The sequence below is a fragment of the Nocardia sp. NRRL WC-3656 genome (genome assembly GCF_000720265.1).
In the GTDB taxonomy this organism is placed as follows: domain Bacteria; phylum Actinomycetota; class Actinomycetes; order Mycobacteriales; family Mycobacteriaceae; genus Nocardia; species Nocardia nova.
Genome location: NZ_JOJF01000025.1, coordinates 68,850 through 91,979, shown reverse-complemented (window position 1 = coordinate 91,979; position 23,130 = coordinate 68,850). Strand labels below are relative to the sequence as shown.

General features: G+C 68.0%; 20 protein-coding genes, 1 pseudogene and 1 riboswitch. Of the genes and pseudogenes, 9 read left to right on the top strand and 12 right to left on the bottom strand.

Going from position 1 to position 23,130, the window contains the following annotated elements; genetic code table 11:
- Positions 1–47 precede the first annotated feature (47 nt).
- Complete coding sequence (locus IG65_RS0126805) at positions 48–767, top strand: TetR/AcrR family transcriptional regulator (RefSeq protein ID WP_030517733.1); 720 nt, start codon at positions 48–50, stop codon at positions 765–767.
- Positions 768–795: 28 nt separating this feature from the next.
- Here IG65_RS0126805 and IG65_RS0126800 read toward each other — a convergent pair whose 3' ends face one another.
- Positions 796–2,178, bottom strand: a complete 1,383-nt coding sequence (locus IG65_RS0126800; RefSeq protein ID WP_030517732.1) for a threonine/serine exporter ThrE family protein — start codon at positions 2,176–2,178, stop codon at positions 796–798.
- 201 nt (positions 2,179–2,379) lie between these two features.
- Between IG65_RS0126800 and IG65_RS0126795 the strand changes: the two genes are divergently transcribed.
- Both IG65_RS0126795 and IG65_RS35150 read left to right on the top strand, forming a co-directional pair.
- Positions 2,380–4,416, top strand: coding sequence for an acyl-CoA dehydrogenase (locus IG65_RS0126795; protein ID WP_081879780.1), 2,037 nt, complete (start codon positions 2,380–2,382; stop codon positions 4,414–4,416).
- Positions 4,417–4,481: 65 nt separating this feature from the next.
- Complete coding sequence (locus IG65_RS35150) at positions 4,482–5,213, top strand: phosphatase PAP2 family protein (protein WP_063833776.1); 732 nt, start codon at positions 4,482–4,484, stop codon at positions 5,211–5,213.
- A gap of 32 nt (positions 5,214–5,245) precedes the next feature.
- Here IG65_RS35150 and IG65_RS0126785 read toward each other — a convergent pair whose 3' ends face one another.
- Together IG65_RS0126785 and IG65_RS0126780 are read right to left on the bottom strand one after the other, a co-directional pair.
- Positions 5,246–6,139, bottom strand: coding sequence for a nuclease-related domain-containing protein (locus IG65_RS0126785; protein ID WP_030517729.1), 894 nt, complete (start codon positions 6,137–6,139; stop codon positions 5,246–5,248).
- Positions 6,140–6,286: 147 nt separating this feature from the next.
- Positions 6,287–7,981 (bottom strand): GMC oxidoreductase, encoded by a 1,695-nt coding sequence (locus IG65_RS0126780; protein ID WP_030517728.1) that lies wholly within the window; start codon positions 7,979–7,981, stop codon positions 6,287–6,289.
- Positions 7,982–8,253: 272 nt separating this feature from the next.
- Between IG65_RS0126780 and IG65_RS0126775 the strand changes: the two genes are divergently transcribed.
- From IG65_RS0126775 to gcvP, 6 genes are all read left to right on the top strand, one after another.
- Positions 8,254–8,823: a CDP-alcohol phosphatidyltransferase family protein gene (locus IG65_RS0126775; RefSeq protein ID WP_036525805.1), complete on the top strand. Its 570-nt coding sequence runs from the start codon at positions 8,254–8,256 to the stop codon at positions 8,821–8,823.
- A gap of 101 nt (positions 8,824–8,924) precedes the next feature.
- A complete protein-coding gene (gcvH, locus tag IG65_RS0126770) occupies positions 8,925–9,323 on the top strand; it encodes a glycine cleavage system protein GcvH (RefSeq protein WP_030517726.1) in 399 nt (132 codons plus the stop codon).
- Positions 9,324–9,542: 219 nt separating this feature from the next.
- Positions 9,543–10,661, top strand: a complete 1,119-nt coding sequence (locus IG65_RS38650; RefSeq protein ID WP_081879778.1) for an FHA domain-containing protein — start codon at positions 9,543–9,545, stop codon at positions 10,659–10,661.
- A 79-nt stretch (positions 10,662–10,740) separates the two neighbouring features.
- A complete protein-coding gene (locus IG65_RS0126760; protein WP_030517724.1) occupies positions 10,741–11,214 on the top strand; it encodes a bifunctional nuclease family protein in 474 nt (157 codons plus the stop codon).
- A gap of 209 nt (positions 11,215–11,423) precedes the next feature.
- Complete coding sequence (locus IG65_RS0126755) at positions 11,424–12,014, top strand: MerR family transcriptional regulator (protein WP_051024556.1); 591 nt, start codon at positions 11,424–11,426, stop codon at positions 12,012–12,014.
- 92 nt (positions 12,015–12,106) lie between these two features.
- Positions 12,107–12,202: riboswitch (glycine riboswitch) on the top strand.
- A gap of 169 nt (positions 12,203–12,371) precedes the next feature.
- Positions 12,372–15,185: an aminomethyl-transferring glycine dehydrogenase gene (gcvP, locus tag IG65_RS0126750; RefSeq protein WP_030517722.1), complete on the top strand. Its 2,814-nt coding sequence runs from the start codon at positions 12,372–12,374 to the stop codon at positions 15,183–15,185.
- A 22-nt stretch (positions 15,186–15,207) separates the two neighbouring features.
- Here gcvP and IG65_RS0126745 read toward each other — a convergent pair whose 3' ends face one another.
- The 9 genes and pseudogenes from IG65_RS0126745 to IG65_RS0126710 all read right to left on the bottom strand — a co-directional run bounded on the left by IG65_RS0126745 (position 15,208) and on the right by IG65_RS0126710 (position 23,087).
- Complete coding sequence (locus IG65_RS0126745; RefSeq protein WP_030517721.1) at positions 15,208–15,717, bottom strand: helix-turn-helix domain-containing protein; 510 nt, start codon at positions 15,715–15,717, stop codon at positions 15,208–15,210.
- A gap of 95 nt (positions 15,718–15,812) precedes the next feature.
- The gene (locus IG65_RS0126740; RefSeq protein WP_030517720.1) at positions 15,813–17,486 is read right to left on the bottom strand and encodes a substrate-binding domain-containing protein; all 1,674 of its coding nucleotides are present in this window, start codon (positions 17,484–17,486) and stop codon (positions 15,813–15,815) included.
- A 104-nt stretch (positions 17,487–17,590) separates the two neighbouring features.
- The gene (locus tag IG65_RS0126735) at positions 17,591–17,851 is read right to left on the bottom strand and encodes a WhiB family transcriptional regulator (RefSeq protein ID WP_030517719.1); all 261 of its coding nucleotides are present in this window, start codon (positions 17,849–17,851) and stop codon (positions 17,591–17,593) included.
- 55 nt (positions 17,852–17,906) lie between these two features.
- Positions 17,907–18,455, bottom strand: a complete 549-nt coding sequence (locus tag IG65_RS0126730) for an HNH endonuclease (protein ID WP_036525774.1) — start codon at positions 18,453–18,455, stop codon at positions 17,907–17,909.
- Positions 18,456–18,508: 53 nt separating this feature from the next.
- A complete protein-coding gene (locus tag IG65_RS39625; protein ID WP_255359486.1) occupies positions 18,509–18,640 on the bottom strand; it encodes a hypothetical protein in 132 nt (43 codons plus the stop codon).
- A 286-nt stretch (positions 18,641–18,926) separates the two neighbouring features.
- Positions 18,927–19,058, bottom strand: a complete 132-nt coding sequence (locus IG65_RS39620; protein ID WP_255359488.1) for a hypothetical protein — start codon at positions 19,056–19,058, stop codon at positions 18,927–18,929.
- Positions 19,059–19,149: 91 nt separating this feature from the next.
- Positions 19,150–19,461, bottom strand: a pseudogene (locus IG65_RS39310) (NAD(P)H-dependent oxidoreductase); the annotation flags it as partial.
- A 205-nt stretch (positions 19,462–19,666) separates the two neighbouring features.
- A complete protein-coding gene (locus IG65_RS0126715) occupies positions 19,667–21,850 on the bottom strand; it encodes a malate synthase G (RefSeq protein WP_030517716.1) in 2,184 nt (727 codons plus the stop codon).
- Positions 21,851–22,004: 154 nt separating this feature from the next.
- Positions 22,005–23,087, bottom strand: a complete 1,083-nt coding sequence (locus IG65_RS0126710; protein ID WP_051756927.1) for a hypothetical protein — start codon at positions 23,085–23,087, stop codon at positions 22,005–22,007.
- Positions 23,088–23,130 lie beyond the last annotated feature (43 nt).

Genomic DNA, 23,130 nt, shown 5'->3' with positions numbered 1-23,130 from the left:
CGTACCCGTGACGTCGGGGCCGGTGCGCATGCGACGAAGGACGACGCATGACAGCCGCACGACGGGGCCGGATGCCCGCGGTCAGCGACGCCGACATCCGGCGCGTGGCCCGCACGCTCCTGGTGGAGCAGGGACCCGAGGCGGTGACCCTGCGCGCCATCGCGCGTGAGCTGGGTATCACCGCACCCGCGTTGTATCGGTACTACGCCTCCCGCGACGACCTGGTGGGTGCGCTGCGCAGCGATATCTGCGCCGACCTGGCCCAGGAGCTCGCCGAACAGGTGGCCGAGCTGCCCGAGGACGGCATGGTCCAGCTGTTCGCCATCTGCAAGGGTTTCCGGCAGTGGGCCCTGGCGCATGCCCACGAGTTCACGCTCGTCTTCGCCTCGCCGGCCGGGGGTTCGGCCAGCGCCATGCGGCAATTCGACGAACCGTTCGGCCGCATCTTCCTGGAGGCCGCGGGCCGGCTGCTGACCACCTACGACATCGTCACCCCGCCGACCGATGTGATCCCGCACGCGCTGCGCGAAGACCTCATCGGATTCCAGACCGAACTGCTCACCGTGCTCGCCGAATCGGGGCAGAAATTCCCGGCCGAGAAGCTGGACCTGGGTGTCACCTATCTGATGATCCAGTTCTGGGCCCGGCTGTACGGGCATGTCACCCTCGAGGTCTTCGGCAACTACCCGATGCCGGTCGGCAATCCGGATGCGCTGTTCGATGCGACGCTGGCCGATCTGGCCCGCTCCATCGGGTTCGCGGCCTGAGGCATCCCGGGCCGCGAACCCGGCGGTCTCAGGTGAAGTCGTCGGGGCGCACCCCGGTGACCCGCCGCAGGATCCGCGGCCGGCGCAGCCACCGGGCGAACCACTCGCCGAGCGTGATACCGCCGCCGAGGGCACAGCCGACCACCAGCGCGGCGAACATCTGATTCAGCCCGACCAGCAGATTGTCGTTGATCAGGGCGAACAGGCCGCGATAGACCTTGAGACCGGGAAGCAGCGGAGTGATGCCCGCGATGGCGACGACCAGCGGGGGCGTCACCGCGCGGCGGGCCAGCAGACCACCGGCGAGACCGATCGCGGTCGCCGAGACCGCGGCCGCGATCACCGGCCCGAAACCGGCGTGCTGCACGAACAGGTAGCACACGGTGATCCCCGCACCGCTGATGGCGGCGACGGCGAGGGCCCGGCGCTCGGCATAACAGGCGAGCGCGAACGCCGCCGCCGCCACCGCACCGGCGGTGATCTTCAACGGCAGATTGGTGATGTCGTAGGACGGCGACATGTCGATCGGCGGCACCTGGGCGCCGAAGGCTTGCGCTCCGCGCAGCGCCAAACCGACCCCGCCGATGATCGCACCGGTCATGACCAGCACTTCCAGCATGCGGGCGGCGGCCGTGATCGGTGCGCCGGTGATCGCGTCCTCGACCGCACCGACCAGCTGTAAACCACTGAGCAGCACGGTGATCCCGGCCGCGACGATCACGCTGGGATTGGTCTCCAACCCCTCGGCGAAGGTCTGCAGCAGTATCGCGGGCAGGGTCGCGATGATGCCGCCCATCATGTTCTGGAAGAAGAAGGGCAGGCCGCGCTTGTTCAGCTCGCGGTTGCATCGGTCGATCAGCAACGTCGTGGCGAAACTCACGGCCGCGACCAAGACGCCACCACCCAGCAACAGCGCGATGGACGCGGCGAGCAACGACCAGCCGAAGGTGGCAACCCACCGGTTGTAGGGGTGCGGGGCGGCGGTGATCGCGTCGAGGGCGGCGTGCGCCTCCTGAGGCGGCACCACCTCGCGGCGGATCCGCCGGGTGAGGCGGTCGACGGCCGACAGGCGAGTGAAGTCCAGCGAGCGGTACTGCACCACCCGCATGGTGCTGGCGGGTGGCAGCGACGGACCCCGATCGGCGGAGATGCGAATCGAGTTGTAGGTCACATCGATATCGCACTGCGCCAAACCGTATGTCGCGGCGATGAATTCGACCTGTGTGCTGGTGTCGGTCACGGCGGTGCCCGACGCGAGCACCACCTCGCCGACTCGCTCGGCCAGGTCGAGCACCTCGGTTACGGCGGCGTCGTCGGTGAGATCGATCGGCTTCAGCGGGGCCGGTGCCTCGACCACCGAGTCCACCGTGGCGCGCCGCTGGGCGACCAGCCGATCGGTTACCGCTCCCATCGCCCGATGCCACAACGAACTCGGCCGGGTTTCCGGCCCCGTGCGGACGAGTTCGGGCTCCAACTCATCTGTCACACTGCACACGGTAGCCGGAGTCGGCGCGCGGTCCGGGGGCAGCTCCCTCACGCCGCCGGAAGCGGCGAATAGAGCAAACCGCTGGTTATCGCCGGTTCCTTCCCGGTCCCGCTACAGTCGATAACCATGGGCACCGATACGGCTACGGGTACTGAAGCAGCAGATTCCGTGAGATCGGACTCCGCGCAGTCGGAGGCCGGGACATCGAGCACCGGGGCATCGAGCACTGGGACATCGAAGAACGGAAAGTCGACCGCCGACCATCTGCGGGCCGCGCTCGACGGCCCGTGGCGCGAGGTCCGCGAACAGGCGCGAAGGCAGCTGGTCGACGACCGGTTGTTCGGTGACCCCTACCTCGACTACCGCCAGGCTCGCGCGCGAGTACTGGACCAGATGCGCCTCATCGCCGAATTCGGTTATGCGGAAAAAGGTTTCAGTCTGGAGCACGGTGGCACCGGCGATCCCGGCGGGGCCGTCACCGGCCTGGAGATGCTCGCCTACACCGATCTGTCGCTGTGGGTGAAGGCCGGCGTGCAGTGGGGTCTGTTCGGCGGCGCGGTGGAAAACCTCGGCACCGACCGCCACACCGACATCGTCAAACGCCTGCTCTCGCTGGATCTGCTCGGCTGTTTCGCGATGACCGAATCCGGGCACGGCAGCGATGTGGCGAATCTGGAGACCACCGCCACCTACGACCCGGCGACCGGTGAGTTCGTGGTGCACAGCCCGACCGCCTCCGCCCGCAAGGACTACATCGGCGGCGCCGCCGAACACGCCCGGATGGCGGCCGTCTTCGCCCAGCTGATCACCGGCGGCGAGAGCAAGGGCGTGCACTGCTTCCTCGTCCCGATCCGCGACGAGCAGGGCAACGACCTGCCCGGGGTGACCACCTCGGACTGCGGTCTCAAGGGCGGTCTGCCCGGCGTCGACAACGGTCGCATCGAATTCGACCACGTCCGGATCCCGCGGGAGAACCTGCTCAACCGCTACGCCGACGTCGAACCCGACGGGACCTACCGCTCCGATATCGAGAACCCGAGCCGCCGGTTCTTCACCACGCTGGGAACACTGGTGCGCGGACGGATCAGTGTCGGTGGCGCGGCCGGCGCCGGTGCGCGGGTGGCGTTGAGTATCGCGCTGCGCTACGGCGACAAGCGCCGCCAGTTCTCCGATCCGGACGACGGCAGCGAAACCCTGCTGCTGGACTATCGCAGCCATCAGCGCCGGCTGTTCCCGCATGTCGCGCGCGCGTTCGCGCTGGCGTTCGCCCAGAACGATCTGGTGCGGCGCATGCACCTGGTGCAGACCGGGCAGAATCTGGACCCGGAGGCGCAGCGCGCGCTGGAGAAGCGGGCCGCCGGCCTGAAGGTCGCCCAGACCCGCCACGCCACCCGATCCATCCAGGAATGTCGCGAATGCTGCGGCGGCGCAGGCTATCTCACCGAGAACCGGCTGGTCACCCTGAAGGCCGACACCGACGTGTTCACCACCTTCGAAGGCGACAACGTGGTGCTGACCCAGCTGGTGGCCAAGGAACTGCTCACCGCCTACGCCGACGAGGTGCGCGATCTCGACGCCCTCGGCTGGGTGAAATTCGCGGCCACCATGGCCCGCGACGTGGTACGCGAGACCTCGGGTGTGCGCCAGCTCATCCAGCGCCTGCGCGACCGCTCCGACGACGGCGTCGACGAGGGCGATCTGTCCCGGCGTTCGGTGCAGCTGCAGCTGTTCGCCGACCGCGAGGACTATCTGACCCGCACCGCCGCGCACCGGCTGCGCGCGCGGGCCGAGGAGACCGGACCGTTCGAGGCGTTCAACAACGCGCAGGACCACATCCTCGCCGCCGGTGAGGCGCATATCGACCGGCTGGTGCTGGAGGCGTTCATCGAGGGCATCGCCGATATCGAGGATCCCGACGCGAGAGCGCTGGCCGACACCGTCTGCGATCTGTTCGTGTACTCCACCATCGAACAGAATCAGGCCTGGTACATCATGCACCGCTTCATGTCGGTGGATCGGGCCAAGTCGGTGCGCCGCGGTGTCAACGAACTCGTGGACCGGTTGCGACCGGAGTCGGTCACACTCGTCGAAGCGCTCGGCGTGCCCGAGGCCATGCTGCGCGCGGCGATGCTCGACGACGCGAGCGTGCATCAGGGCGCGTGAATCCACGCTCGATATCGGCGGCCGGTGACGGTGGGGCGGTAGCCGGCCGCGGCTATGGTCGACAGGTGCCCGCTCCACCGCCGGTCGCTCGATATCGAGCGCATGTCGTTGCCGCCGCCGTCACCCTGATCGGCCTGCTGATCACCGTGACGGTTCCGCTGAGCTTCCCCGCCGGCGGGGGGCCGACGGCGTTCGATCGCGCGATCGACGATCGCGTGCACGAGGGGTTGGACGCGCATCGTGGCGTCTACGACGCGCTGGTGGTGCCTAGCGACGCCTATATCGTGTTGCCGCTGTTGCTGATCGGTGTGCTCTACTGTGCCCGCCGGCGCGATTGGTGGGGTGCCGGATTTCTGGTGCTCGTCCCGGAGCTGGTGGTCGCGATCAACACCTGGGCTTTGAAACCGCTGTGGGACAGGCATTTACAGCACTATCTTGCCTACCCGAGTGGGCATACCGTCCAATTCGTCGCCATCGCAACGGGTTTGCTGCTCGTCGCCGCCACCGTGCGCTTGCGCCTCGTCCTCGGCATGGTCGCCGCACTCGCCTTGGCAGCCGTGGCGGTGGGCATGGTAGGTCTCGGCTATCACTATCCGACCGATGTCGTCGGCGGCACCGGGTTCGCCGTCGCGGCGGTGACCGCCTGCTGGGCGGTGACGACGGCACTGCGCGTGCGGTTCGAGACCCGGCCGCTCCGGGCGGAGCCCGCCGGCGAGACCGGTGCCGGCGCACAGGCGGAGTCGGGCGAGGATGCCGCAGGGGACACCGATCGTACGGCGGGCACGCCCGCGGCCTGAGGGATGCCCGCGGCGGGCGCCGCCGGTCCGGCTCAGCCGGGGCCGAAGTTCAGGACCAGCGAGATCACGAACCAGACCACCCAGGCGGCGCCGACGAGCATGCCGATCGCGAGCAGAATGCGCAGCACCGCCCGGCCGGGATCGATGCGGTCCGCCTCTTTCGGATACAGGTTCCACGGGCTGTACCAGGGCATCGTGATCGCGACGGGGCGCCCGTAGGACTGATCGGCGTGGGCCTGTTCCTCCAGGAACGCTTCCGCCTGCGCCTGTTGCGGGCCGCCGTACCACAGCGTGGTGTCCACCGGTCCGCCGAAACCCTCGGCGACGAGATCCTGCGGGGCGGGCAGATACGGCAGAATGCCCAATCCGCGGAAGGTCAGCGCGACCTCGTTGACCGTCCACTGCGCCCGGCCCTGCGAGGTGAGCGCGGTCAGGCAATCGGCCAGCCGCCGGGGATCGTCGCCGAGCACCACCTGGAAGCCGGGATCGTTCCACAGCTGGCGGATCGTCGGCTGGGCCCCGTGCGGCGGCACCACCACGACCACGCCCTGCACCACGCGCTGGCCCAAGCCGCGTTCGGCCAGCCAGTTCTGCAGGGCGTGGGTGTGCTCGCGGGAGCGGTCCAGCGGTGTGCCGCGATCGCCGCCCTCGAAACTCACCACGTGCCCGCCGACCCGCCACGGCCCGTTCAACGGGACCTCGAGGTCGCCGCTCACCCGCTCGACCAAGGCCTCGGCCTCGATCACCACGCAGGTGGTCGGCGTCCAGATCACCGCATCGAACTGATGCAGCCGGTCGGCGTAGAACAGGCTGCAGTTGACCGTTGCCACACCCTGCGGGTCACCCGGCCCCTTCCAGGTACGCAACCAGTCGATGAGGACCCGCTCGGCCAGGGTCCCGGCCGCGTTCTGCACTCGCACGAGCATTGGCGACCGCCCTTCCGTCGACACTCGATACCGGAAAGCATAAGGGGCACTAAGGGTCCGGGGGAGACTTCGACGCGCCGGTGTCGGCATATCGCGCGCCCTCGCCGCCCGGCGGGGCAGTGGCGAAGGCGCCCGGTATGCGGACCGTCAGCGCTCGGCGGGCGCGGGATCGATCGGCGTGATGGGCAGTCGCAGCGCGCCGGGCGCGGTATCGGGCACGGTGGCGTAGTGGGGGGCGACCGGGTCGATACGGCGGTAGCCCGCGCCCAGTTCCGGCCGCGGATCGGGTTCACCCTTGTTGGGCCAGAACGCCATCGCGCGTTCGGCCTGCGCGGTGATCGTCAGCGACGGGTTCACCCCGAGGTTCGCGGTGACCGCGGATCCGTCGGCGATATGCAGTCCGGGATGGCCGAATACGCGCTGATACGGGTCCACCACACCGCTTTCGGGCCCTTCGCCGATCACACAGCCGCCGATGTAGTGCGCCGTGGCGGGGATGTTGAACACGTCCATGACCAGGCCGTGCACGTCGCCGTCGACCTTCTCCCCGAACCGGCGGCCGACCTCGTGGGCCAACGGAATCCAGGTCGGATTCGGTTGTCCGGTGCCCTGTCTGGTCTTCAGCTGCCCCCAGCGGCGGAACGAGGTCAGCGAATTGTCCAGCGACTGCATCACCAGCAGGATCACCGACTTCTCGGAGGCGTGACGGGCGTTGAGGCTGCGCGCGAACACCAGCGGGTGCAGCACGATGGCCAGCAGGAAGCGCAGGAACCGGAACGCGCCGCCGTCGACGATCGGCACCGACATCGGGAACAGCGCGTTCTGCCCCTTGCCGTAGTGGCAGACCTCGACGTGGGTGTCGGGTTCGGGATGGATCGAGGACGTGATGGCGATGCCCTCGGCGAAATCGCTGCGCTGCCGGCTGACCACATTGAGAATGGCCTCGGAGTTGCTGCGGGTCAGCTCGCCCAGCCGGGGCGACAGGTTCGGCAGCACCTTGTCGTCGCGCATCTTGTGCAACAGCTTCTGGGTGCCCAGCGCCGCGGCGGCGAAGACGACCTGTTCGGCGGTGAAAGTCTTGCGGCCCTTGCGAACCCAGCGATCCGAGCGCTGCGTCTCGATCGCGTAGCCGCCGCCCACCATCGGACGCACGCGCGTCGCCGTGGTCAGCTCGAACACCTTCGCACCGGCCTGTTCGGCGAGGTACAGGTAGTTGGTGGGAGTGGTGTTCTTGGCGTTGTGCGGGCAGCCGGTGAAGCACCGCGCGCAGTGGATGCAGCCGCTGCGGCGCGGGCCGGCGCCGCCGAAGTAGGGGTCGTCGACCTCGACGCCGGGCTGCTCCTCGTTGAAGAACACGCCGACGTTGGTGGGGTGATAGGTATCACCCACGCCGAGATCGTCTGCGATGGAACGGATCACCTCGTCGGCGGGCGTGACGCGCGGATTGGGCGCCACGCCCAGCATCCGCTTGGCCTGGTCGTAGTAGGGGGACAGTTCACTGCGCCAGTCGGCGATATGGGCCCACTGCTTGTCGGTGTAGAAGTTCGGCAGCGGCTCGTAGAGGGTGTTGCCGTAGATCAGCGAGCCACCGCCCACGCCGGCGGCGGAGAACACCGCGCACTTGCCGAGCACGCTGATCCGCTGCGGCCCGGTCAGGCCCAGGCGCGGCGCCCAGATCGACTTGCGCACATTCCAATTCGAATTCGGAATGGACTCCGCGGGCCAGCGCCGGCCGGATTCCAGAACGGCCACCCGATAGCCCTTCTCGGTGAGGCGCAGCGCACTGACGCTGCCACCGAAGCCGGAGCCGATCACCACCACGTCGTAGTCGAAGTCGGGCATGTCTTCCTCTCGTCACCGCGTTCACAATGAAACGGTTTACGACTCATTGTGTCACTCGCTAGTGTGCCATCCGGGCGGATGCGAACGGTAAACCTATCGTGCCGCCGCACCCGTCGCGGCGTGCCCGAATGGCGCGGCGGGATCGGTTCGGGTATGCAACAGGCGTGAGCAACCGACCGGCCGGCGGGTCCGGCCCCGACCATCAGGCCTCCGAGCCCCCGGAGCCCGCGCGCGAATCCGCGGACGCCGCGGTCGGCACGGAGACCGACCGCATTCTCACCGTGCCGAACGTGCTGAGTGTGCTGCGGCTGATCGGCGTGCCGGTCTTCCTCTGGCTGCTGCTGGTCCTGCATGCCGACGGCCGGGCGTTCGCGCTGTTGGTCGCCAGTGGCGTCACCGACTACCTCGACGGAAAGCTGGCGCGGCTGCTCGATCAGTACTCGCGGCTGGGCGCGCTGCTGGACCCGTTGGTGGATCGGTTGTATCTCATCGCCACCGTGCTCGGCCTGCTGGTGCGCGGAATCCTGCCGTGGCCGTTCGTCGTCGTACTGATCGGCCGCGACCTGATCCTGAGTGCGACGCTGCCGATCTATCGCCGCCGCAACCTCGATCCGCCGGAGGTCATCTACCTCGGCAAGGCGGCCACCTTCGCGCTGATGTCGGCGCTGCCGTGGCTGCTGGCCGGCCAGATGGATTGGGCGGCGGCCGGTTTCGGCCGGGCCTTCGGCTGGGCGCTGCTGTGGTGGGGTACGGCGGTCTACGTGTGGACGGGTCTGCTGTATCTGCGCAAGGCCTTCGCCGTCGCCCGGACCATACCTGTTGCGCCGCGAGCAACTTCGTAGCGGGTGTGGCGATCCGCCGTGTCGGCACGGGTCGATAGAGTTGTGCCGAACGCCGGTCGGCCGACACCCGTGAAAGGACGCCCCGTGAGAGGAATCAGCCTGTGACCAACCTTCCCGAGGACCTTCGCTACACCGAGGAACACGAGTGGGTGCAGCGGATCGCGCCGAACCGCGTGCGGGTCGGTATCACCGATTTCGCGCAGTCGCAGCTCGGTGATGTGGTGTTCGTGCAGCTGCCGGCAGTCGACACCGTGGTGTCGGCCGGCGAGGCGATCGCCGAGGTCGAATCGACCAAGAGCGTCTCGGAGATCTACGCCCCGCTGAACGCGAAAGTCGTTGCGGCGAACGGAGATCTCGACTCCGAGCCGGAATCGCTGAACACCGATCCCTACGGTGACGGGTGGATGTTCGAGCTGCAGATCGACGACGCCGAGGCACTCGATACCGCCCTCGGTGCATTGCTCGATGCCGCAGGTTACCAAGGAGTTATCGAGGGCTGAGTCAGCCTTCCCAGTTCTACCTGCACGGGTGCGGCCCAGCAGGGTACGGTCAATGCCAACAGATGTGCCGGCGGCCGGTGCCGGGAACTCTGCCGGAACTTGCCGGTGACACCTGACAGCGCGACAGCCGGTCGCGATGGGTGGCGACGGTGAGGGCAGTGCGCTCGGAATTGGCGCCGGATACCGGTACGGAAAATCGGTTCGAGGAGGAGAGCAAGGGTGAGCGAGAACAAAGACCCGGGATACGGGGAGAGCGCGGCCGAAACGACTTCGGTGTTCCGCGCTGACTTCCTCAACGAGGTCGACGCGTCGCGCTCCGGTGAGCAGACCGGCGAGCAGCCGGTGCAAGGGGTCGAGGGGCTGCCCGCGGGTGCTGCCCTGCTGGTGGTCAAGCGCGGTCCCAACGCGGGGTCGCGGTTCCTGTTGGATCAGCCCACCACGTCGGCGGGCCGTCACCCCGACAGCGACATCTTTCTCGACGATGTCACCGTGTCCCGTCGGCACGCGGAGTTCCGGCAGGACGAGGACACCTTCCAGGTCGTCGACGTGGGCAGCCTGAACGGCACCTACGTCAACCGGGAGCCGGTGGATTCCTCGGAGCTGCAGAACGGTGACGTTCCACTGATGACTGGCGCAGCGCAATGGACACGCGGAGGAATGTCGATCGGCTCCGTGCTGGACCTGCTGCGTCCGGATTTTCCGGACATCACCATTTCCAAGATCCGCTTCCTCGAATCGGAGGGGCTGATCCGCCCGGAGCGCACGCCTTCGGGATATCGCAGATTCTCGGTCGCCGATGTCGAGCGGCTGAAGTTCGTGCTGACCGCGCAGCGGGATCAGTATCTGCCGCTGAAGGTGATCAAGGAGCAGCTCGAAGCGATCGACCGCGGCGCGGCGACCCTGGGTGTGCGCGAGGCGCGGGCCCGGGCCGACGGCGCCGGTGTGGACGGCTCGGGGCGTGCGCCCGAGTCCACCCGCACGGTGGGCGCCCCCGCGGCGCCCCGGCGGCTGGGTGTGGTGCCCGGCGAGGTGTCGCCGGACGAATTGCGTCTCGATCACGAAATGCGCGTCACGCGTGCCGATCTGCTGGAGCAGGCCGGGATAGATGAGAAATTTCTCACCGAACTGATACGCGCCGGGCGGCATCTGCGGGCGTTCAAGCTGGCAGCGGACCGGGAGGCGGCCATGATCGCCCAGATCGCCGCGCCGATAGCCAAGAGTCGCGACGCCGATGCCCGGGCCCGCGCCGAGGAGACCGTACGCGAGTTGGCGGCGTTGTCGCTGACGCTGCATACCAGCTTGGTGAAGACGTCGGTGCGGGCTTCCCTCGGCGGCTGAATTCTTCGCCTAGACTCGGTGATACGGCCTGCCCAGCTGGGCTCGTGCGGGCGGCCGGCGAGTATGGGAGGCCAGTGCGATGAGTGAAATGCGTGTGATCGGCATCCGGGTCGAGCAGCCCCAGAACCAGCCCGTGTTGCTGCTGCGTGAAGAGTCGGGCGACCGTTATCTGCCCATTTGGATCGGTCAGGCCGAGGCGACCGCCATCGTGCTCGAGCAGGAGGGGGTGACCCCGATCCGGCCCCTGACCCACGACCTGATCAAGATCCTGATCCACGACCTCGGCCACACCTTGAAAGAGGTGCGAATCGTGGATTTGCAGGAGGGAACCTTCTACGCCGACCTCGTCTTCGACAACGACGTGCGGATCTCCGCACGTCCGTCGGATTCGATAGCTATCGCCTTGCGGGTCGGTTGCCCGATCTACGCGGAGGAGCCGGTCCTCGAGGAAGCCGGGCTGGTGATGCCCGACGAACGCGAGGACGAGGTGGAGAAGTTCAAGGAGTTCCTGGAGTCGGTGTCACCGGACGATTTCAAGGCCACCGACAGCTGAGCTGTCTTGGAAGACACCGACAGCTGAGCTTCTCGCCCGGGTTACCGGCGACCGCGTATGGCGGTCAGGTGCTCTATACCTCACGTAGAGGGTGAGAAACACGCCGCACGCGGAGTTTGGCTCCATGCCCGTGCTGCCGAGACAATCGACAGAGTAGCCTCGACAGTTAGGCCGTTGTTCTTCTTCGGCGATGCAGTGAGGGAGTAGCAGTGGGAGACCGACCGCAGCAACCAGCACCCGACCCGCGGCCCACCGCGGTCGTGCAGCCAGGGCTGTTCCCTGACGACACGGTGCCCGACGAGCTGGTCGGTTACCGCGTTCCCAGCGCCTGCCAGGTGGCCGGTATCACCTACCGGCAGCTCGACTACTGGGCCCGCACCGGGCTCGTCGTCCCCTCGATTCGCAGCGCCACCGGTTCCGGCAGTCAGCGCCTGTACTCCTTCAAGGACATCCTGGTTCTCAAGATCGTCAAGCGGCTGCTCGACGCCGGGATCTCACTGCAGAACATCCGCATCGCCGTCGATCATCTGCGCAGCCGCGGGGTCGAGGATCTGGCCGGGATCACGCTGTTCTCCGACGGCACCACCGTCTACGAATGTTCCTCGCCGGAAGAGGTCGTCGATTTACTGCAGGGCGGTCAGGGCGTCTTCGGTATCGCCGTCAGCGGGGCCATGCGCGAGCTCACCGGCGCGATCGCCAACTTCCCGGCCGAACGCGCCGAAACTCACGAGGCGAGCGACCGGCCCGAGGACGAATTGGCCTACCGGCGCAAGGCGCGCGAGAACCGCAAGACCGGATAGTCGTCGCTCGTCGAATGTGATGCAGCCGACTGCGTGCTGAGCTGGGTCGGAAACATGGCGTTTACCGCGCACCGCTTAGACTGAGGGTGCGTCGCCGCCGTGCGGGAGAGTTCCGGGTTTCGTCCCGGACGCCGAAGGAGCAGCACCTCCCCGTCAATCTCTCAGGCATCAGGGACCGTACGGAGTTCGACGCCTCTGGAAAGCGGCGGCCGCACACAATGCGGGCCGCCCGCCCATGGGGAAAGGGATCGCGCGCGACCCCGAATCTCTCAGGCGCCACGACAGAGGGGGAGGGCCGACAGTCGTCGACGGTGGCACCCGGGGTGCCGGTCGACCCGCCCGAGCCTTGGAGCTGCCGTGACCCGTAGTTTCGCCGACCGCCACATCGGACCCGACACCACCGAACTGGATCGGATCCTCGATACCGTCGGCGTCGGGTCGATGGACGAACTCGCCGCACGTGCCGTGCCCGCGAGCATTCTGGACGCCGCCGGCGAGACCGGCCTGGAAGCGCTGCCGGCCGCGGTCTCCGAACACGACGCTCTCACCGAACTTGCGGCGCTGGCACATTCGAACACCGTCGCCACGTCGATGATCGGCCTCGGTTACTACGACACCCTGACCCCGCCGGTGCTGGTCCGCAACCTGCTGGAAAACCCCGCCTGGTACACCGCGTACACGCCGTATCAGCCCGAGATCAGCCAGGGCCGGCTCGAAGCACTGCTGAACTTCCAGACCATGGTCTCCGATCTGACCGGCATGGAGGTGGCCAACGCCTCCATGCTGGACGAGGCCACCGCCGCCGCCGAGGCGATGACGCTGCTTCAGCGCGCCAACCGCAAGAGCACCTCCCAGCGCCTGCTCATCGATGCCGACCTGTTCCCACAGACCCGAACCGTGCTGACCACCCGCGCCGAACCGCTCGGCATCACGCTGGTCGAGGCGGATCTGAGTTCCGGCGAACTGCCCGAGGGCGACTTCTTCGGCGTGGTCCTGCAGACGCCGGGCGCCTCCGGCCGGATCGCGGACCCGACCGCGGTGATCGCCGCGGCGCACGCGCGGGGTGCGCTGGTCGCGGTCGGCGCCGACCTGCTGGCGCTGACGCTCATCGCCCCGCCCGGGGACCAGGGCGCCGACGTATGCTTCGGCACCACCCAGCGGTTCGGTGTCCCACTCGGCTTCGGCGGTCCGCACGCCGGATATCTCGCGGTGCGCACCGCACACGCGCGGCAACTGCCCGGCCGGCTGGTCGGCGTTTCGGTCGACGCCGACGGGGACCGCGCCTACCGGCTCGCGCTGCAGACCCGCGAACAGCACATTCGTCGCGAGAAGGCGACCTCGAACATCTGCACCGCGCAGGTGCTGCTCGCGATCGTGGCCGCGATGTATGCCTCCTACCACGGCGCCGACGGGCTGCGCGCGATCGCGCGGCGGGTGCACGGTCACGCCGAGCGGCTCGCCACCGGGCTCGGCGACGCGGTCGTGCACGAACGCTTCTTCGACACCGTCCTGGTGTCGGTGCCCGGTGGCGCCGAGGCCGTGGTCGCCAAGGCGAAGGGGCGCGGTATCAACCTGCGTCTCGTCGACGCCGACCATGTGGCGGTGGCCTGTGACGAGGCGACCACCGCGGCCCAAGTGGCGATCGTGCTGGAATGCTTCGGCGCCGACGGAGTGCCGGAGACGGCCACGCTGCCCTCGATCGAAACCCGGACCTCGGCCTATCTGACGCATCCGGCTTTCACCCGCTATCACACCGAAACCGCGATGCTGCGGTATCTGCGGCAGCTGTCGGACAAGGATATCGCCTTGGACCGCAGCATGATTCCGCTCGGTTCGTGCACCATGAAGCTCAACGCCACCGCCGAGATGGAGCCCATCACCTGGCCCGGTTTCGCGCGCCTGCACCCGTACGCGCCGCTGGAGGACGCGCCCGGCATGCTGCGGGTGATCGAGGATCTCGAGCACTGGCTGGCCGCGGTCACCGGGTACGACCGGGTGAGCCTGCAGCCCAATGCCGGTAGTCAGGGCGAGTACGCGGGATTGCTCGCGATCCGCCGCTATCACCTCGACCGCGGCGACACCCACCGCGACACCTGCCTGATTCCCTCCAGTGCGCACGGCACCAACGCCGCGTCGGCGGCGATGGCCGGGCTGCGGGTGGAGGTCGTGAAATGCCGGGATAACGGCGACGTCGATCTGGACGATCTGCGCGCCAAGATCGCCGATCACGCCGACCGGCTGGCCTGCATCATGATCACCTATCCGTCCACTCACGGCGTGTACGAACACGAGGTGGCCGAGTTGTGCGCACTCGTCCACGATGCGGGCGGACAGGTGTACGTCGACGGCGCGAATCTGAATGCCCTTGTGGGACTTGCCCGTCCGGGTCGCTTCGGCGGCGACGTCTCGCATCTGAACCTGCACAAGACCTTCTGCATTCCGCACGGCGGTGGCGGTCCCGGCGTGGGCCCGGTCGCGGTGCGCGAACATCTGGCGCCCTACCTGCCGGGCGATCCGCTGCAGCCGGATTCGCACGCGGTGTCTGCGGCGCGGTACGGTTCGGCCTCGATCCTGCCGATCACCTGGGCCTATATCCGGATGATGGGCGCCGACGGCCTGCGCCGGGCCACCCTGACCGCGATCGCCTCGGCCAATTACCTTGCGCGGCGGCTCGATTCGCATTTCCCGGTGCTCTACACCGGCGAGAACGGCATGGTCGCCCACGAGTGCATCCTGGATCTGCGCGAGATCGCCAAGCGCACCGGCGTGACCGTCGACGATGTGGCAAAACGCCTGGCCGACTACGGATTCCACGCCCCGACCATGAGTTTCCCGGTCGCCGGGACGCTGATGGTCGAGCCCACCGAAAGTGAGAACCTCGAAGAGCTCGACGCCTTCGCCGACGCGATGATCGCGATCAAGGGCGAGATCGACGAGGTTGCCGCCGGCACCTGGCCGGTGGAGCAGAGCCCCCTGCGCGGCGCCCCGCATACCGCCGCTTCGCTCGTCGGCGACTGGAACTATCCCTACAGCCGGGAGACCGCCGTCTACCCGCTGGGTGTGCACTCCGGCCGGGCCAAGGTGTGGCCCGCGGTCCGGCGCATCGACGGAGCCTTCGGTGACCGCAATCTGGTGTGCTCGTGCCCGCCGCTCGAGGCATACACCGACTGAGTGATCGGCCGAGCGCAGGCGGTCACGCTTCGGCGGCGACCGCCTGCGCGTAGGCCTCGGCGAGACGTTCGGTGGCGGTCGGCTTGCCGGTATCCGGGCGCGCGATGCCGAGGTGGCGTTCGCGCAACTCGTCCATGAATTCCGCCCACAGTTGCGGGCCGCCGGCCTCGAGCAGTTCCGCGCGGACGCGCAATTCGGGGGTGGTCGGACGGTGTCGCAGGCCCCAGGAGGCGAGAGCGGCCAGGACCGGAACCAGCTGGATCGCGGGTTCGGTGAGGCTGTAGGTGGCGCGCTGTCCACGGCGGACCTCGTCGCGGGTCAGCAGTCCGGCGTCGACGAGGGTTTTGAGCCGGTCGGCGAGGATATTGGAGGCGATGCCCTCCTCCGACCGGGACTGCAGCTGCCGGAAATGACGGCGGTCGCCGAACATGATGTCGCGCAGCACCAGCATCGTCCACCGATCGCCGACCACCTCGACGGCGGCGTTGATCGGACAGCCCGACCGCTGTTCCGACCGCTGTTCCTCGGACACCACACCTCCTTCGCCAACTGCTTGCATCTTACTAGCACTAGCGGCTGTGACGGTGCCCGAGATCCGCTGGCTGGTGAAGTCGGCGGCGAACAGCCCTACGGCGTGGTCAGCGCATGGTTGACCGCGGTGCCGAAGGTCATGTCGTCGGAGGTGCTGACCTTGGTGTAGGTGCCCCCGGTCTTCTGAGCCAGATTCTGCAGGGTCTGCGCGCCCTGGCCGCCCACGACGATCACATCCACTCGCACCGGATGCGCGGCATCGGCGACGCCGGTGATATCGGTGATCAGCTGATCCCCGGTCACCGAGGAATTGTCGTTGGGGCCGCCGGTGATGAGAAGCACCGAATTGGTCTTACCCGGGGAATAGTTCTTCACCGCGCTGCGGTAGGCGGCCTCGAGCGACGGGTAGGTGCGGTCGGTGCTCGAACCGGCCAGCGTGACATTGCCCAGGGCTGTGGACAATTCGGAGCGGTGTTGCGGTGTGAGCGCCTGGGTGGGCGCGACCATTCGATACGGATTGCCGTCGGTCAATTGATTGGCGTAGATCCAGGCGCCGGCACCGAAATCCGGCGGCATGGTGTCGAGGGTCGACTGGACCGCGGCGAGAGCGTTGTTCAACCGCGACATCGAACCGTCGCTGGGCGCCATCGACGCCGAGGTGTCGATGAGAATGGTGGCCTGCACGCCCAGCACCGGATGGGCGAGCACCGACTGCACCCGATCGAGGACCGACTTCGCCGGCACCGCGGCGGGTGTGGCGGCCGCGGCGCCGAATCCGTTGTCGGTGAACAGCTTCTGTTGTTCGGGAGTGCGCAGGAAGTCGGCGAACATGCCGGCCGCCAGGTTCTGGGTCTTGTCGACCCAGCTTCCGGTGAGCATCGCGGCGGGGTGATCGGCGACCGGCGCGGCACCGGTCGGATGGAACAGCGCGACGCTCGGCCGCGTCTTGGCTTGCTGCTCGGTAACTGCTACCGCATGAATCGGGGAGTTGGGGCCTTGCGCGGAATCGGTGACCGCCGCCAGCGCGGAGGCGGTGTCCCCGGATGCCGGTGCGTCGGCGGCCAATCCGGAAATGGCGGCGATGACCTGACCGGACGCGGCGGACTCATCGGTCAGCGGATCGGAGCCGGAGACGGCCGACCCGACCGCGACCGCGGCGGCCAGTGAATCGTCACCCGGTGGCATCGCCATCCGCAGCGGGCCCCAGCTGCCGAGGCCGATATCGCCGAGCGACCCGCGCTGCAGCCGCGCCAGGTCCGACCAGCTGAGGTTGGCCTTCTCCATTGCTTGCGCCAGGGGGCCGGGCGCGGCCACCGCGATCGGGCTGACGGCGATCGAGGCGGGCGTGCCCTGGACCAGTCCCGGCACCCGCATCTGCTCGACCGCGCGCGAAGAACTCGGAATCCAGAGGCCGGGTTGCGGGCCGAGCTTGGCGTCCCAGTTCGGTGCGGTGAGCCCGGTCACCATCGCGGCGGTGGTCCGTTCGGTGACGGAGACCTTCGCGCAGTGATCGCGGACCTGGGGGTGGGTGGCGTTGTAGCGGTCGGCGGCGGCGCGCACGGGAGCGGCGATATCGGGATCGACGGTGACCGCGAGCGTCACCGGGCCCTCGATGCACTGGCCGGCGGCGCTGCGGTTCTCCGATGCCGAACGATTGCTGAGCCAGAACCAACCGGCGACCGCCGCGATCAGCAGCAGGACCGCCACCACGGTGATAACCAAACCTTTGCTGACGCCCCGTGATCCGTCCGCGCTGCGATGTGTGCCCACGATTTTCCAGTGTATGGTCACGCGAAAACCGGCGCTCGACCAGGATCGGTCGAGCGCCGGGCTCGGATCGTGCGAGTGACGCGGACCACTCGCACGTGTCGTTCTCAGTCGCGGATCAGCTTGCCGCGGTCGAATTCGTGACCGCCCCACACACCGGACTGGCCGGTGCCGGCCGCGAACTCCGCGCACTGCCGGCGAATGGGGCAGCCGGCGCAGATTCCGCGCGCGTAGTCGAAGTCCTGCGACGGGTACGGGAACCAGGCATCGTGGTTCGGGTCACCCTTGCATGCGGCCTGGTCCCAGCTCTGTGTATCCGAGACCGGGAGCAGATCCACCAGGGTGAGTGCCGGAGTCGTAGTTGTCATATCGGATCCCTCCTTCCTCGGGATGTGCGGGTGTTCACTGTGCGCCGGTGGCTGTTCACTGTGCGCCCGTGGCGACGAGGTCCTTCCAGATCCGCCGTTGCCGCCGCTGCATGTCGGTGGGCGCCTTGGGTTCCCAGAGCAGTCGCATCCCGGCCTCGTCCGGGGTGCGGTCGGCCTTGCGGGTGTTGCACGGTCCGCAGGCGGCGACCAAGTTGTTCCAGGTATTGGGTCCGCCCCGGCTGCGCGGGCGGATGTGGTCGACGGTGCGGGCCCAACCGGCGCAGTATCCGCACCGGTGACGGTCCCGCCGCAGCACACCCGCGAGGGTGGCCCGGCTCTCGTCGTGCACGAGCACGCTGTGCTCGAGATAGACGTAGCGCAGCAACCGGATCGTCTGCGGCAGAGCGATTTCCAGATGCTTGGAGCGAATCGGGAAATGCGGTTGCCGCTCGGCCACGGTCTCGGCGGTCCCGCTGATCACCAGCACGACCGCGCGATCTGCGCCGATATCGGTCAGCGCCTCGTAGGAGGCGTTGAGGACCAGTACCTCGGCGTGTATCCAGTTGTCGGGAGCGAGGGGTCTTTCGGCGTGACGAGACAGCATGGGGGTCACCATGTTTCGTGAAAAAGTGGAACGAGGAGAGGAGGGGGAGCCGATCAGGCCTGCCGGAAGAGGCGACCGGATTCCCGCTCGGCGTGCCGCAGAATGCTCTGCGACTGCTCGACGCCGGTCGAATGTCGTTGCCCGGCAAGATCGTTCATCTCGTCGCGCATACTCTTCGGATACATCGGCCACCTCCTCCTTCCCGTTACTCGTCGAGTGGCCCCGCTGTGCGGCGGGACCGGTTGATCATCGTTGTCATGGTGACACAGCGTTACCGCCGTTGTCGGGTCATTTTTTCGTCGCCGCAACCGATCCGGCGGACGACGCGAGAACCCCCCGTTGCCGCAGTTACAGCGCTGGGGGTGTTCGAACTATTCCCTGACCTCGCGGAGTCGTGTGTGTGTTCGGCCACGCCGCGACCGGCGTAGGGGGATCGGATCTGTGCGTTCGGTCTGCAGCCTGGTGCGCATCTCAGCCTGCGCGGTGCAGCCCGAATCCGGTCGCGTCGCGGCCCAAGCCGTCCCGGAGCCGCAGGCTGCGGTCGTAATCGCCGCCGTTCTGGGTGCGGTACGGGATCGGCTCGATCGCGTCGATCCGCGACAATCGCGCCCGCACCGTATCGGGGCAGCGCCGTGCTGCCGGATCCGTAGGCGAAGCCGTTGGTGAACACCCGGTCCACCCAGCCCTCGAGGATGGCGGGCATCGAGTACCACCACAGCGGAAAGTGCAGCAGCACCGCGTCGGCCCACCGCAGTTTGTCCTGTTCGGCCGTGATATCGGTGGCCAGCGTGCCGTTGCTGTACGCCTCGCCGGAGGCCTGCATGAAGGTGCCCGCACCGGACTCACCGAAATCGGCGGCATCGGCCTGCGCCTTCCAGCCCATCGCATACAGATCGCTGACCACGACCTCATGTCCGGCACCGCGAAGGTGTTCCACCGCAACATCTTTGAGAGCTCCGGTGAGCGAATCGGGTTCGGGATGCGCATATACGACCAGAATTCGCATATGTGGCGGCAACGGTTCGATACCGCCGCGCATTCCCGCGCCCGAGCGCCCGGATGTGTCGCAGGGCCTGGGGCCGAAACGCCAGGTTTGCGCGGTGAAGCTGCGGTAGCGAAGAGTTCCGAACGCGAAGCAGCCCCGGTCGTTCGATACGACCGGGGCTGCTTCGTAAGCCGTTCGCCGCGACAGGGTCGCGACGAGTGTCGGATCAGCCCTTCGCGGCGAGCGCCTTCGCCTCACGGCGGCGGCGGTGCAGGATGGGCTCGGTGTAGCCGTTGGGCTGGCAGGCACCTTCGAGGATCAGTTCCTTGGCGGCCTGGAAGGCGACGCTGCCGGCGAAGTCGGGGGCCATCGGCTTGTAGGCGGCGTCGCCGGCGTTCTGCCGGTCCACGACGGGCGCCATGCGCTCCAGGCTCTCGACGATCTGCTCCTCGGTGACGATGCCGTGGCGCAGCCAGTTCGCCATCAGCTGGCTCGAAATGCGCAGGGTCGCACGGTCTTCCATGAGCGCGACATCGTTGATGTCGGGCACCTTGGAGCAGCCGACGCCCTGATCGATCCAGCGGACCACGTAGCCCAGGATGGACTGCGAGTTGTTGTCCAGCTCGTTGCGGATCTCCTCGGCCGACCAGTTGGTGTCGGCGGCCAGCGGGATCTCCAGGATCTGGTCGACGGTGGCGCGCGGGCCGCCCTTGGCGATCTCGGCCTGCCGCTTGAACACGTCCACCAGGTGGTAGTGGGTGGCGTGCAGGGTGGCGGCGGTCGGGGAGGGCACCCAGGCGGTGGTGGCGCCGGCGCGCGGGTGGCCGATCTTCTGCTCGAGCATGTCGTGCATCAGATCCGGCATGGCCCACATGCCCTTACCGATCTGCGCCTTGTGCTGCAGGCCGGTGGCCAGGCCCTTGTCGACGTTCCAGTCCTCGTACGCCAGGATCCACTGCTGCTTTTTCATCTCGGCCTTGCGGATCATCGCGCCGGCCTCCATGGAGGTGTGGATCTCGTCGCCGGTGCGGTCCAGGAAGCCGGTGTTGATGAACACCACGCGGTCCTTCGCGGCCGCGATGCAGGCCTTGAGGTTGACGGTGGTGCGGCGCTCCTCGTCCATGATGCCGACCTTGAGGGTGTTGCGGGGCAGGCCCAGCACATCCTCGACCCGGCCGAACAGCTCGTTGGCGAAGGCGACCTCGTCGGGGCCGTGCATCTTCGGCTTCACGATGTACACCGAACCGGTGCGCGAGTTGCTGACCTTGGCGTTGCCGTTGAGCGAGTGCACCGCGATCAGCGAGGTGATCAGGCCGTCGAGGATGCCCTCGGGCACCTCGTTGCCCTCCGCGTCGAGGATCGCGTCGGAGGTCATCAGGTGGCCCACGTTGCGGACGAACAGCAGCGAGCGGCCGTGCAGGACCACGTCGTTGCCGTCGAGGCCGGTGTACACCCGGTCCGGGTTCATGGTGCGGGTGAAGGTCTTGCCACCCTTGCTGACCTCTTCGGCCAGATCGCCCTTCATCAGGCCCAGCCAGTTGTGGTAGCAGAGCACCTTGTCCTCGGCGTCGACCGCGGCGACCGAGTCCTCGAAGTCCATGATCGTGGTGACCGCGGACTCGAGCGCGACGTCCTTGACGCCCGCGTCGTCGGTCTTGCCGATCGGCGATTCCGGGTCGATCTGGATGTCGATGTGCAAACCGTTGTGGCGCAGCAGGATCGAGCTCGGCGCGGACGGATCGCCCAGGTAGCCGACCAGGGCCGAGGAATCGGCCAGCCCGATGTCGGTGCCGTCCTCGAGGGTGACCTCGAGTTCACCGTCGACGATCTTGTAGGCCTTGGAGCCGACGTGCGAGCCGGTGATCAGCGGCACCGCGTCGTCGAGGAAGTTGCGCGCCCACTCGATGACCTTGTCGCCGCGGACCTTGTTGTAGCTGGTGCCCTTCTCCGCGCCGTTGGCCTCGGAGATGGCGTCGGTGCCGTAGAGCGCGTCGTAGAGCGAGCCCCAGCGCGCGTTGGCGGCGTTGATGGCGAAGCGCGCGTTGCTCACCGGCACGACCAGCTGCGGGCCGGCGGTGGTCGCGATCTCGTCGTCGACGTTCTGGGTGCCGATGGCGAAATCGGCGGGCTCCTCGCGCAGGTAGCCGATCTCGGCGAGGAACTTCTTGTAGGCGGCCTTGTCGTAGCCCTTACCCGGGTTCTCGGCGTGCCAGGCGTCGAGTTTGCCCTGGATCTCGTCGCGTTCGGCCAGCAGGGCGCGGTTGCGGGGAGCGAGGTCGTTGATGACGCTCTCCGCACCGGTCCAGAACGCGGCGGAATCTACGCCGGAGCCGGGGAGCGCCTCGTTCTCCACGAAGTCGTGAAGAACCTTGGCCACCTGGAGCCCGCCGACCTGAATCCGCTCTGTCATCTACTGCCTCATTTCGAGAAAGCCGGATGGAAAAAGTACGCCTGTCATGTTACCCATGGGTAGTCGCGTGGTCGCGGTCGGCATCGATTGAGCAGGCCCGATTGTATCGTGGGCCACAACTGGGGTCGGCTGCCCCGGGTCGTCTCCGGGGCGATCACGCCGTCCGGGCGAGCTGTGCGGGTTCGGTGTCGTGCGCCGGCTCGGGAAGGTGGCGGTTGCGCCGGGGAACAGTCGCCAGCAGCAAGCCGCCCACGGCCCAGCAGCTCAGCACCGCCAGTGCCGCTGCCGAGCCCGCACCGCCGAAATAGGCGGTCGAGCGCAGCGCGGTGGCGGCCGCGCCGGGCGGGAGCAGTGTTCCCAGGGTGCCCCAGCCGGTCGGCAGCAGTTCCGGTGCGGACATAGCGCCGGAGAGTGGGATGCCCAATGCGACAAACGTTGCCGCGCCCACACCGAGTCCGGCGAGGCCGAGCACGGCGCGCAGGCCGAGCAGTGCGAGTGCGATCGCGCCGATGGCCAGGGCGACCACTCCCGCGTTGGCGAGGTAATTTCCGGTCAGCACGTCGAGCCAGGTGTGCAGTACGGCGGTGACGGCGAATCCGGCGATGAGTGCGACGGCCACGGCCGCGCCGATCCGGGCGGTGCGGCCCAGCGTCAGCAGCGACAGGGCGGCGCCGGTCAACAGGCCGCCGATGACCATGGGGACCAGGGTGAGGCCGAATACCGCGCCGTGCGGGTCGGCGGCAGGCGTGGCGACGACATCGGTGACCACCGGCGTCGGCGAAAGCTGTTGCGGCATAGAGCTGCTGGGTGCGGGTGGGGCCGCGGCAGGACTACCGGGCTGTGGCGACTGCCCGGAATTCGTCTGCGGCGCAGCGGATCGGCTCATGCTTCGGGCGGCTTCGCTCAGGGCTTGGGCGACGGCCGGACCGGCTGCGGAGGCGGTCAACACCTCCGGTCCGTTCGCGCCGATCACGATGGCGCCGTAGATATCGCGATCCTCGATGGCCTGAACGGCCGTCGTGCGGTCGGGATACGTCGTCGTGTCGATCGCCGAATCGCCGAGCGTGCCGAGGCCCTGACGCATCTGTTCGACGGCGGGGGCCGGGCCGGCCAGCCCGACCGGGAGGTGACGTGGGGCCAGGTTGCCGGTAGGCCAGGCGAAGGCCGTGACCAGCACGGTGATCAGGGCGGACAGGGCCAGAACCGGTCCGAGAACGGTGGCGGGCGACGGTCGCATCGCAACTCCAAAGAGAAGGAACGTTCTTTTTGTATCCCGAGCA